This window comes from Halodesulfovibrio sp. MK-HDV (assembly GCF_009914765.1).
Taxonomy (GTDB): domain Bacteria; phylum Desulfobacterota; class Desulfovibrionia; order Desulfovibrionales; family Desulfovibrionaceae; genus Halodesulfovibrio.
The window spans coordinates 1-11,583 of the sequence record NZ_WYDS01000036.1 but is presented as its reverse complement, the minus strand read 5'-3'; the positions used below and the strand labels follow the sequence as shown (position 1 = coordinate 11,583).

At 46.5% G+C, this 11,583-nt stretch carries 13 protein-coding genes; 3 read left to right on the top strand and 10 right to left on the bottom strand.

What is annotated here, in order from left to right:
* The 3 genes from MKHDV_RS18085 to MKHDV_RS18075 form a co-directional block, all read left to right on the top strand.
* A partial coding sequence (locus tag MKHDV_RS18085) for a hypothetical protein (RefSeq protein WP_216846961.1) occupies window positions 1-987 on the top strand: 987 nt, incomplete at its 5' end.
* Window positions 988-1,004: 17 nt separating this feature from the next.
* Window positions 1,005-1,340 carry a hypothetical protein gene (locus tag MKHDV_RS18080; protein ID WP_160717831.1) on the top strand — a complete coding sequence of 112 codons (336 nt, stop codon included), beginning with the start codon at window positions 1,005-1,007 and terminating at the stop codon, window positions 1,338-1,340.
* 142 nt (window positions 1,341-1,482) lie between these two features.
* Window positions 1,483-2,211, top strand: a complete 729-nt coding sequence (locus tag MKHDV_RS18075) for a hypothetical protein (protein ID WP_160717829.1) — start codon at window positions 1,483-1,485, stop codon at window positions 2,209-2,211.
* 102 nt (window positions 2,212-2,313) lie between these two features.
* Here the strand turns inward: MKHDV_RS18075 and fliS are convergent, their stop codons facing one another.
* The 10 genes from fliS to MKHDV_RS18025 all read right to left on the bottom strand — a co-directional run.
* Window positions 2,314-2,850, bottom strand: a complete 537-nt coding sequence (fliS, locus tag MKHDV_RS18070) for a flagellar export chaperone FliS (RefSeq protein WP_160717827.1) — start codon at window positions 2,848-2,850, stop codon at window positions 2,314-2,316.
* 440 nt (window positions 2,851-3,290) lie between these two features.
* Window positions 3,291-4,067 (bottom strand): tRNA (adenosine(37)-N6)-threonylcarbamoyltransferase complex dimerization subunit type 1 TsaB, encoded by a 777-nt coding sequence (tsaB, locus tag MKHDV_RS18065; protein WP_160717825.1) that lies wholly within the window; start codon window positions 4,065-4,067, stop codon window positions 3,291-3,293.
* On the bottom strand, window positions 4,051-5,124 hold the full coding sequence (rseP, locus tag MKHDV_RS18060; protein WP_160717823.1) for an RIP metalloprotease RseP: 1,074 nt from the start codon (window positions 5,122-5,124) through the stop codon (window positions 4,051-4,053). The genes tsaB and rseP overlap by 17 nt, the downstream gene beginning before the upstream one ends.
* Before the next feature lie 35 nt (window positions 5,125-5,159).
* Window positions 5,160-6,368: a 1-deoxy-D-xylulose-5-phosphate reductoisomerase gene (locus MKHDV_RS18055; RefSeq protein ID WP_162859895.1), complete on the bottom strand. Its 1,209-nt coding sequence runs from the start codon at window positions 6,366-6,368 to the stop codon at window positions 5,160-5,162.
* Window positions 6,369-6,376: 8 nt separating this feature from the next.
* Window positions 6,377-7,831, bottom strand: coding sequence for a pyridoxal-dependent decarboxylase (locus MKHDV_RS18050; RefSeq protein ID WP_160717821.1), 1,455 nt, complete (start codon window positions 7,829-7,831; stop codon window positions 6,377-6,379).
* Between the two features lie 20 nt (window positions 7,832-7,851).
* Window positions 7,852-8,655 (bottom strand): phosphatidate cytidylyltransferase, encoded by an 804-nt coding sequence (locus MKHDV_RS18045; protein ID WP_160717819.1) that lies wholly within the window; start codon window positions 8,653-8,655, stop codon window positions 7,852-7,854.
* Window positions 8,648-9,406, bottom strand: a complete 759-nt coding sequence (locus tag MKHDV_RS18040) for an isoprenyl transferase (RefSeq protein ID WP_162859894.1) — start codon at window positions 9,404-9,406, stop codon at window positions 8,648-8,650. The genes MKHDV_RS18045 and MKHDV_RS18040 overlap by 8 nt, the downstream gene beginning before the upstream one ends.
* 154 nt (window positions 9,407-9,560) lie before the next feature.
* The gene (gene frr / locus MKHDV_RS18035; protein ID WP_160717815.1) at window positions 9,561-10,115 is read right to left on the bottom strand and encodes a ribosome recycling factor; all 555 of its coding nucleotides are present in this window, start codon (window positions 10,113-10,115) and stop codon (window positions 9,561-9,563) included.
* 2 nt (window positions 10,116-10,117) lie between these two features.
* Window positions 10,118-10,834 carry a UMP kinase gene (gene pyrH / locus MKHDV_RS18030; RefSeq protein ID WP_160717813.1) on the bottom strand — a complete coding sequence of 239 codons (717 nt, stop codon included), beginning with the start codon at window positions 10,832-10,834 and terminating at the stop codon, window positions 10,118-10,120.
* 28 nt (window positions 10,835-10,862) lie between these two features.
* Window positions 10,863-11,583 (bottom strand): DegT/DnrJ/EryC1/StrS aminotransferase family protein (locus MKHDV_RS18025; RefSeq protein WP_174239252.1); only part of this gene is annotated, 721 nt, incomplete at its 5' end.

Here is an 11,583-nt window from a genome sequence, read left to right as displayed (position 1 = left end):
GAAGGTGCTCCTCTTTCTGTTTCTGATAATGCTCCTGAAGCGTCGTCGAAGTTGTTTCTGAAGGAACATGTTGAAATACATGCAGACGCAGAGAACGAAAAACAGAAAACATTTGTGAAGCGTTCAGCGTCCGCACAGGCGCTGCGTGAACGTGGTGTTGTCTCCATAGACGCGACAGATGCAGAAGATGAAGCCGTCAGACGTCATGAGCAGGAAAAAGGATCCCGTGTAGTAGAGGCAGCTTCTGCGCATATTGTGCCTGAGACAGAAGAAAAGTCCGACATTTGGGATGCTATTTCTGCAATGGGTGATGAGCCGGAATGTACTGAATCCTTTGCTCCCGGATGTGGCGCGCAGGTCAATATTATTCCCTGGGAAGATTCTCGATTGAATTTTCTTGGACGCGCAACAGGTACATTCAGTAGTATGTTTGTGCATCCTGTTCGTTTTTGGCGTGGCATTAATGCCAAGCCTCTTGTGATGCTTCCAATGTTTTTTTCTTTATTTATGTGCGTGCTTTCGTGCGTAGCGTTAGCTGTGGGACTGCAAATGCTGGTTGCCAACTGGGCGGATGTGATGGCTACGCTACAACCTGTATTGCCACAGCAAGGACTTGTTCCTGAAACATTGGTATGGTCCGATATCGCTCCGACGATGATGTTGCTTTTCGGTAGCAGCTTGCTATTACTGCCTCTTATCTTCGGTGCTGCTACCACGGTAGGAGCAAGGTTGTTAGGCGGCGATCCTGTCCCATTCAGCACTGGTGTAAAAACAGTTTCATACAGTAGCGGCGCGTTTTGCTGGCTGTTGATTCCTGTACTGGGTGCCGTTGTCTCTCTTATGTACCTACCACTGTTATATGTTAGTGGCGTTCGTACTGGTTATAATTTGTCATTATTTAAATCAGTTGTACTGGTAGGTATAGTTCTTCTGTTGTTTGCAGCTTCAGTGTTCATTGCTATAGCTGCAGGGGTTACATTTATGTAGCATAAGGAGTTGCGAGCATGTTTGCATGGCTTGCTAAAGTACTTAGCAGTATTAAAGACAGTATTAGATACAAAGAAAAGGTATCACCGGAAGCAATTCGAGTATTGGCTGCTGAGCTGTGTGAGTTAGCTCAGATGGCTGAAATGTTTGCGAACGAAGAAGTTACGCCCATTGATCGGATAAAACGCATTCAATCAGAGACAGGACAGCTTATAGAACTGACGGGCAGGGCTGAATTTCGGAGGCTTTCCGTACAGCGTCGATTGGAATTGCATGAGTCTTTAGTAGATTCAAAACGACATTTACTTAATACAATGCAAGCAACGCCCGTTGCTACGGATATTCTTCAGTAGAAGAAAGTTTTAAAAAAATCGAATAAAAAGCCTGATAGATACCCAGTGGATTCACTGAAGTCTTTATCAGGCATTTTTTTTGCATAAGTCTTGGTATAGGTAATGAAATGCCATTTTTCTGACATTGTGAGTAAGGGCTGTTATGAAACAAATAGTATCTTTTTGTATGCTGGTAATGATGTGCGTTGGTTTACTGACAATCGGCGGTTGTTCTACTCCTGCTGTTCAAACTTCAATAGAACCTATTCCTTCCGGTTTTACGCCTGAGTTGAACTGGAATGATACCTTCGTATGGGATGAGTGGGTTCGCGGTGGTGGACTTAAAGTTGCCGTATATCCGCAAACAAAGCCGGACGCTGCACCAACCGCAGTGTTTTTCCCGTTCCTGCCGACTGTTAGCCTGCGCGACCCGCTTGAGACAGGCACAGCAGTGGCAAAAGGTTTCTGGCGAGAATGGCTGCGCGATGCTCCTTTTACGGTGCTGGAATTCAGTGAACTTGCAACGTCATATTCTCCAAGCTACGCAGTGCGTCTTGCGCGTCAGCGTGGTGCATTGTTTGCTATTACGGGCGAGCTGACAGATTTTTATGACGGTGGGAGTGTTACAGGTGCACGACTCGGCGTTACGCTTAATATTTACGACACGAGAACAGGTGCGTTGATTTGGTCTATGAACCAGTTCGCCTACATGGATAAAGACAGGACTCGTGACTTCTTATTATTTAAAGCAGAAACCAGACTGCCGTCTGATCCCATGTGGGTTGTGACAACAGCTATTGCACGGTCTATGAAAAAACCGGTGCAAGGGTGGACAAGGCAGTGGGCAGCTATTGAACTGGAAAATAGTTCTGAAGAGAACGCCGCGTTTTAGCTGACTGTATACGGAAAAAAATTCCTAGAGCATAAAAAAAGACCACATCAGAAGACGTGGTCTTTTTTTATGCTTTTCAAAAGCAAAGAAAATTGTGTGCGCCTATGCGGATGTTGCCATCTTCTGGTACATGGCAGCACCGGCGCGTTTTGCTGGTTGTGCAACAGGCTGAGCAGATTGAACGGGCTGCTGGCTGAATACACCAGAATTAGCGTGCGCAGTTGTCTGTGTACTCGGCATAGCGGCGTTGTTTTTCATAGCTTCAATTGCTTCTGGGGTATCAATAATCTGAGCGTATGCATCGCGCACGCCGTCGATAATTTTGATAACTTCATCAATGCAGCCAGTGTCCATCAGCAGGTTAGCTTTAAGCAAGCGTGTGTTGCAGAAGTAGTAGAGCTCATGAAGGTTTTTTGCAATTTCACCACCGGCTTCTGCGTTAAGGCTACTATCAAGCTCGTTGATAATGTCCATTGCACGGGTGATAAGCATGCCTTTTTTTGCCACGTCTTTTTCTTCAATGCTGGTTTTGGCCTGATTCAAAAACTTGATACAGCCTTCGTACAGCATGATCAGCAACTGTCCCTGCGAGGTAGTGGAAACCTGAGTAGAAAAATAGGCTTGTGCGGCCGTTTTCATTGCGTGCTCCTCATAAACTTCTAACAAACTATTATTGATACTAGAGGGAGTAAGGCAAACATACCTGCCAAACATTATACGGAAAATCCGTAATGTAAAAGCGGCAAAATTTTCCTGTTTGCAATTGTCCCCTATGGATAAAGCAAAGTGAATGCCAAGCTGAAGGTGGTGTATGTACCCGTCACCATTCGTGCTTACTTAGTGTATCGGCATTTGAGGCGATGCCTTTAGAAGAACATAGTAAAGATCGTATAAAGAAATGTAACTGGCAGGTTGTAGAGAGTTGAGAATGGTATTTATTAAGGCAAAAAAGGGTTTTTGAGGGCAGTAAACAAAGAAAGGGTGGAGTTGTGAAACTCCACCCTTTCTATTGAATTAAGACTAATGACGTGCTGTTACCAAGAGTCGCGAATGACTTTTTAACTCGTAGAGAAAAAGCACTATGCTTTTGGTAAAGTCGTGGTGAGCCGTGCAAGCCTTTGGCGTGCTTCATCCGGATCAACACCTTTCATTGAAACGATGTAATCGAGATTTTCTTCTGCATCGCATGGACGCAGATAGAGAGGCTCAACGGGGGCATCGCCGTATTCAAGCGTTGCAGAAATATCAAGCAAGGTTTCTGGCTTGGGGTGCGAGAAGCGCTCCCCGAGCAACGTTGCATTTTGAATTTCAGCTTCAAAGAATTCACGGTTTTTTTGAACACCTGTACCAAGCAAAACAGTCGCGGTATCGCGTGCGTTAATTATGGCTGCAAGGTCTTCAATTGTACCGGCGGTCGGTTCAATCAGTGCAATCGGCAGACCATCAGAAGATGTTCCCTGAAATGCCTGATAGTGAATTTGGCCGCGTCTGGCGTGGGTAACAACCCAAACTTCCTTGTCTGTAGTTGCGCAGGTATCCATTGCAAGTGCAGGAAGGTAGTCGATGCCAGCCATAGGAAATCCGTGTGCGCGGGCAAGGCCGAGTGCTGTTGCAAGCACAAGACGCAGGCCGGTGAATGAACCGGGGCCGCGAACACAGGCAATTTTACCTATGTTGTTAAGAGATAACGACATCTTTTCCAGACCGTCCATGAGTGCCGGTATCAGAACCTGCATACCTTGACGCGGGGAAAAGAGTTCTTTTGAAAAAAGCAGTTGTCCCTGTTGTCCGCAAACAATCTGCAAACGGGCTTCTGCACTATTAAAAACAAGCGTAATATTAGAGTCTGCGGACATCGTTGAATGTAGCCCATACCATGAGAGTTAACAGTAAGAAAATACCGACGCGGATAGAGTAGTCCATGACTTTGGCAGGGACAGGCTTACCCACGATCATTTCATATACAAGCATTACGATGTGGCCACCATCCAATACAGGTATTGGAAGCAGGTTAAGTACACCTAAGTTAATGCTGATAAGTGCTGCAAGAGCAAGAACGGCCACAAGGCCCTGTTCTGCCTGCTGGCTTACAAGTTGAGCAATCATAATAGGTCCGCCGACTGTGTCAGCAGGAATCACGCGCTCAATAAGTTTTACAAAGCCTTCAACGGTAAGCATGGTCATAGACCATGTTTGGTCAGCCGCAGCAGTGGCGGAGCCGATAAAGCCAAGCTGAATTCGCTCAGTCTTGCCTGCTGCCTGAATACCGATCAGGTATGATTTTTCTTCTTCACCAAAAAGATTTTTACGGGAAAGCAGGGAAGGGGTGACGTTTAATTCCAGATCTTTTCCATCGCGATTAACGACAATGACAATTTCTTTGCCGCCGCTCTGAGTGATGGTGTTGGAAATGTCTTCCCAGTATTGAATTTTGTTTCCACCGATGGACGAAACTGAGTCGCCTGTTTCCATACCGGCAACAGCGGCAGGACTATCTGGGCGAATACTACCTACTTCAGGAAGAAGCTGGAATTGTCCGTTTGCGACAAAGAGTGCCCAGTAGATTAAAAATGCAAGTAACAGGTTTGCAATAGGACCCGCAGCTACAATGCACATGCGCTGCCAGGGCTTACGTTTTACAAAGCTGTCTACTTCTGTAAATTCGCTATTTTCAGGAGAGTCAATGTCATCGTCAGGACTTTCCCCGACCATGGAGACGTACCCGCCAAGAGGTACTGCGGAGAGTCTGTATTCTGTTCTACCACGCTTGAACTTGTAAATTGCAGGACCAAATCCAAGAGAGAAGGTGCGGATGCCCACACCAAATGCACGGGCCACACTAAAGTGCCCGAGTTCATGGAAAAATATTAGTCCACCAAGAACAAGAATGATTGCGATTGCACTGCTTAGCATACTGCTTAGATACTCCGTAAGTTAAGTAGTGCCGGCTACAGCGTGCGAGCCCATTCTAAGGAGCGTTCGCGTGTCGCAGTATCCAGCGCTATGATGTCTTCGATAGAAGCTGGGGTGACCATGTCGTGTGCGTCCATAGCTTTTTTGATGAGCTCTGGAATTTGCAGGAAGCTGATGTCGTCTTTTAAGAAAAGATCAACAGCAATTTCGTTTGCAGCGTTAAGAACTACGCAGAGTCCTTTACCGCCCCGTAATGCTTCTCGTGCCAGTTCAAGACACGGAAAAGATAGTATATCAGGTTTTTCAAAGGTCAAGTCACCACAGGAAATTAAATCAAGCGGCGTAACGCCGGTTTTCATGATTTTTGGCCAGCCGATACAGTAGCCTATGGCGATACGCATGTCGGGAGGGCCCATGTGGGCAATTTGAGAACCGTCATTGTATTCGACAAGCGAATGAATGATAGATTGAGGGTGCACTACAACTTCAATAGTGTCCAGCGGAACACCGTATAAATGATAGGCTTCAATGACTTCTAAGCCTTTATTCATAAGCGTTGCGGAATCAATGCTGATCTTGGGTCCCATGGACCAGTTTGGATGAGCAAGCGCTTCTTTGCTGGTGACAGTAGACAGGAAGTCGCGTTGTTTTCCACGAAAAGGGCCACCGGAGGCTGTTAATATGATCCGGCGGACTTCTGCGGAGTCATGCCCTGAAAGAGCTTGAAATATAGCGTTGTGCTCGGAATCAACAGGTAGCAGTACTGCCCCTGTGCGCTGGCAGACTTCGCGGATAAGATCTCCAGCAAGTACCAGAGATTCTTTGTTGGCAAGGTCGATTACTTTGCCTGCCTCTGCTGCTGCAAAGGTAGCTCGTAAACCGGCTGCGCCAACCTGTGCAGACAGAACGGTGGATGCTTCGTCCAATCGTGCCATTTCTGCATAGCCGTCGCCACCTATAAGGATTTCCGGAGAATATCCGGCAGAAAGTTTTGTGCGAAGTTCAGTGGCTGCATCATCAGTCAGGACTGCGAGGTATGGTGGACGCAAGTGATTAGCTTGTTCTGCGAGCAGTGTAACGTTGCGGGCACCAGCTAAACCGACGACAGTAAATTGTTCCGGCTGTTCTTCAATAACTTTGAGCGCGTTTGTACCAATGGAACCTGTTGATCCCATTATAACTATTGAGCGCGGAAATGTAGCCGCGTACGTCGCATCCGGCATTGATGATATATAGTGTATCACTAGGTGTCCTAGGCGTGTTGAGCAGCAAGCGTTGCGCCTGTCTCGGTCATAAAGTTGTAAAGCAGCGTAATGTCGTCGTCAGTGGTGCGATGGTTAGCAACGCACAGACGGATAACGCCTTTGCCGCAAATGCGGGCAGGTGTCATAAAACCGAGACCACTCTTTTCCAATTCGCTTAAGATGGCAACTTGAAGGTTGTCCAGTTCCGCTTCTGACCATGAACAACAGTTGTCAGGAATATAGCGGGCGCAAGCCATGGAGAGTTCAACATCGCACACTGTTTCCCAGTTAGGGGAGTCCGTTGTGAGTTTGTGGAAAAGTTTTGCATGTCCATGGTTACGATCCACAATTTCTGCAAGGCGTTTAACGCCGTATGTTTTGAAGGCAAACCATAACTTGAGAGCTCGTCCCTGTCTGGAAAGCTGGAAGTTGGTATTTTTCAAATCCCAGTCTGTTTCCTGACCAAGGTACACGGCCTTCGCTATAAAAGTTTCTTTTTGCTGTTTCTTATTTTTAAAGAGTGTGATGCCGCATTCAAGGGGAATAAAAAACCACTTGTGCGGGTCAACAGCAATGGAATCTGCACGGTCGATGCCGTCAAGAAGAGGGCGAAGTTTGTCTGAAATCATGGCAGCGCCGCCATAGGAGGCGTCTACGTGCAGCCATAGATTCATATCTTCGCAGATGTCTGCAATGGCATTGAGTGGATCAACCGACCCTGTGGAAACTGCACCGGCCTGCGCAATAACACAGTACGGCTGCATACCAGCCACTCTGTCTGTTTCAACCATGCGGCGAAGTTCTTCAGGGATCATGCGGCAGTTATCATCGGTAGGAACGCTGCGCACGTTGTTATGTCCGATTCCGAGAAGCATGGCTGAGCGATAGATGGACATATGCCCCTGATCGGAGACGTAGACAGTAAGGGGCTTTTCGAGAGCCTGCATTCCTTTGTCTGCAACTTCCGGAGCATGCGTGTGGCGTCCGACAGTCATTCCCATAAGGTTGGCAACAGTGCCGCCGGAAACAAGCGTTCCACCCCATGTGTCAGGATATCCAAACAGGTCAGCAAACCAGCCGAGCACAACTTTTTCTAAAATTGTAGCAGGCGGGCTGCCCTTATAGAGCAGCGGTGCCTGATTGAATCCGACGCTGAGTAATTCACCAAGAGTACCCGCAGGTGAAGGGCTGGTAGTGATCCATGCCAGAAATCGGGGATGTCCGATTCGGGTACATGCAGACTTGAAGGACTTTTCAACCTGATCTAGAACATCATCCGGTGACGTGCCATCCATAGGCATATCTTCAAACAAGGATTCTCTAATATCTTCCATTGGAGTTTGTGTAACTACAGGCGCATCTGAAATGTGCTTGATGTAGTCACCAATGATTGAGGTAACCCGCTCGAGATGGTCGTCTAAATGCTCAAGGTCAAGGGACTGGTGCTTATGTGTATCACCCATAAGTCATTCCTGTCTGATAGTTAAAAGAATGGATAAATGCTTTGTGCAAACCAGTAGGTAGGCAGCACAAGAAGAATTGAATCAATACGATCAAGCACGCCGCCGTGACCCGGTAAGATTGCACCGGAATCTTTTACGCCAACGGTTCTTTTGAGTGCAGATTCGAAAAAGTCGCCAAGCTGTGATGCACAGTTAAGCATAATGCCGAGCATAATAAGAGCATACCAAGGAGCAGTTCCGAAGGTTAGTCCTATGCCCAGTGTGATTACGCAACAAGCAAGCATTCCACCAAGGGAACCTTCAACAGTTTTTTTAGGGCTGACGCGAGGCCAAATTTTGTTTTTACCGAAAAAACGACCTGCGTAAAATCCACCGATATCTGATGCAAAAGCTGCGAACAGTACAAGGATGAGTTCCACACGCTGAAAGCTGAATGCTGCCTGTAAGAGCAGTGGCAGATAAAGAACACCGCCAGTAATAATTTGCGATTGGGTAAAGTCTGCATCATCACGCATGCTGATGCCGTATTTACCGAGAAAGGCAAAGTTACTGATCCAGAAAGTAAGCACAAGAAAGCCGATAACAACATTCGGCATGTCGAGGTATGACGCAATGAGGATAGCAATGCCCATGAGGCAGCCAACCAGTTTGAGTGTCATTTTCTCGTTGCGAGGCCAGAACATGGAATAAAATTCGTACTGTCCTACAACGCTTGCAGCAAGAAGCCCTGCGAGCAGTGCCCAGTCGCCAATAACAAGAACGGCAATAAGTAGAGGGAATGCAGCAAGCGCAGTCATCCAACGTTGTCTGTGTGAATTAGTCATTGTTAAGCTGGTCTCCAGTCTTTCCGAAGCGGCGTTCTCGTGCGGTGTAAGCCTTAAGCACGTCGTGGAATTCCTCAATAGAGAAATCCGGCCATAAAGTTTCGGTGAAATACATTTCGCTGTAAGCATGCTGGAAAAGCATGAAATTAGAAAGGCGAACCTCTCCACTCGTGCGGATCATCAAATCAGGGTCAGGAACGCCGGAAGAGTAAAGTCTTGCGGCAAATGTCTTTTCAGTGATTTCGTCCGCAGAAATTGCATCAGTAGCCAGCTGCTTTGCAGCACGGATAATCTCATCTCTACCAGAATAGTTTAAGGCAAGATTAAGCGTCATAGAGGTATTCTTTTCGGTTTTTTTTATGGCGTGCTGCAAGGCGGTGCGCGCAGCAAGCGGCAAATCACTCATTTCACCGAAAATGTTGAGCTTAATGTCTTGTTCAATCATGGAAGGAAGTTCTTTTTTCAAAAAGCTTACGAGCAATTCAAAAAGAAAACTGACTTCTTTTTTAGGACGAGACCAGTTTTCGCGTGAAAACGTATACAGGGTCACATGTTTGATACCCAGTTTACGGGATTCTCGCACAATACGCTGTACGGTGTCAGAGCCGGCACGATGTCCTGTCGTGCGCTCGTCACCCTTACGCTTTGCCCAGCGTCCGTTTCCATCCATGATGAATGAAACATGTACAGGAAGAGCTTCGGGGGCTGCCCAGTCCAGTAATTGTGAATTTGACAAAACACACCTCAACATGCGTTTGAGTAGTAAAAGAAACGTTGAGTTATAAGGGGAAAGCCTGTCTCCCGTCAAGAAAGCGAATCCGGCGTGTTATGTCAATCTAACAAAAAAGGCCGGATGCAATATCCGGCCTTTTTATGACTGAAATTCAGCCGAAGCAATCCGGAAATTAAATTTCCATGACTTCTGCTTCTTTTTCGCTACCTTTAGAGTCTGCTTTTGCAACGAATGCGTCAGTAAGTTTCTGAACGTCATCCTGACCACGGTGGCAATCATCTTCGGAAATGTCTTTTGCTTTTTCAAGCTTTTTCATTTGCTCGTTAGCATCGCGACGAACGTTACGGATAGCAATTTTTGCATCTTCAACGCTTTTCTTCGCTAATTTAACAAGCTCACGACGACGTTCTTCAGTCAGCATCGGAATAGAGATGCGGATGAGTTTACCGTCGTTCATTGGGTTCAGACCAAGGTCAGAGTTAATTATAGCTTTTTCTACGAGAGGAAAAGCACCTTTATCCCAAGGCTGAATAGTAAGGGTGCGACTTTCTGGAACAGCAATGGATGCGAGCTGTCCAATAGGGGTTGGTGCGCCGTAGTAATCAACAATAATGTGATCAACAAGGCTGGCGTGTGCGCGACCGGTGCGTAAACGGGTAAATTCACGTTCAAGTGCAACTAACGCTTTTTCCATTCTGTCTTCGGCATCAAGTAAGATATCATCCATGATTAGCCTCCGTGTACGATTGTACCAACATCTTCGCCAAGAATAACTTTACGAACGTCACCCTTGAACAAGTTACAAACCAAAATTGGCACATTGTTTTCCATGCACAGCGAAATGGCAGTAGAATCCATTACTCGCAAGTTTTTCTGAAGCACCTCAATAAAGCTGAGGGACTTGTACATAACTGCATCTTCATTTGTTACAGGATCTTTATCATAAACGCCATCTACTTTGGTAGCTTTAATGATAGCTTCACATTTTAATTCCATACCACGCAGTGCTGCTGCGGTATCGGTAGTGAAAAATGGGTTGCCAGTACCGGCTGCACAAATAACAATGCGGCCTTTTTCCAAATGGCGTTCAGCACGGCGTCGAATGTACGGCTCGCATACCTCCTGCATAGTAATAGCAGAAAGAACGCGGGTCGGGTGACCGTGTTTTTCAAGGTGATCCTGAACAGCAACTGCGTTCATCACGGTTGCCATCATACCCATGTAATCAGCAGAGGAACGTTCCATACCTTTTGCAGAGGAGGAAAGACCACGGAAAATATTACCGCCGCCGATAACGAGAGCAATCTCCAATCCCATATCAGCGAGTTCAGCAATCTCAGCGCAGACGCCTGCAACTGTTTCCGGATCAATACCAAACTTGCCGTCGCCAGCAAGTGCTTCGCCGCTAAGTTTAATCAGCACGCGTTTAAATTTTAAACTTTCCATGAGTTCCCCATATGGTTTACGTGGCGGTCTAGTCTTCTACGGCATCAGACGCGAAATAATCTAGAATAGCCTTGATAACAAAATTGATTTCATCGGTAGTATGGTACGGGTCTAGAGGCAGACTGATTTCGCAATCTGCCAATTTTTCAGCAACAGGAAAATCTCCTGCTTTATACTGTAAGTGGCTGCAACAAGGCTGCAAATGCATAGCAATTGGATAGTGAATATTGTAGCCAATATTTTTTTCTGAGAGATATTTGCAAAAAGAATCGCGCTTTTCTGCTGGAACCATGATCGGAAAAACATGCCAAACTGGTACCGAATGTTTATCTACCACAGGTAGTGCGATTTCTTCAATAGATGATAATTGGTCAAGATAGAGCGCAGCTAATTTTCGACGCTTTTCATTCCATTCTGGTAAATTGGGGAGGAGGAACTGCAATAAGGCAGCCTGCATTTCATCAAGGCGGGAGTTAAAGCCCACAATGTCGTGATGATACTTTACTGCGGCGCCATAGCTACGAAGCTGGCGTGCTGTATTTGCAATTTTTTCACTGCTTGTTGTTAAGCAGCCACCGTCTCCAAATCCACCAAGATTTTTTGTCGGATAGAAGCTGAAGGCAGCAGCATCGGAAAGAGACCCGCATGTGCCGTCTTTATACTCTGCACCATGTGCCTGACAGGCATCTTCAAAAACTAGCAAGTCATGTCGTTTTGCAACTGCATGAACTGCATCCATATCTGCCGGG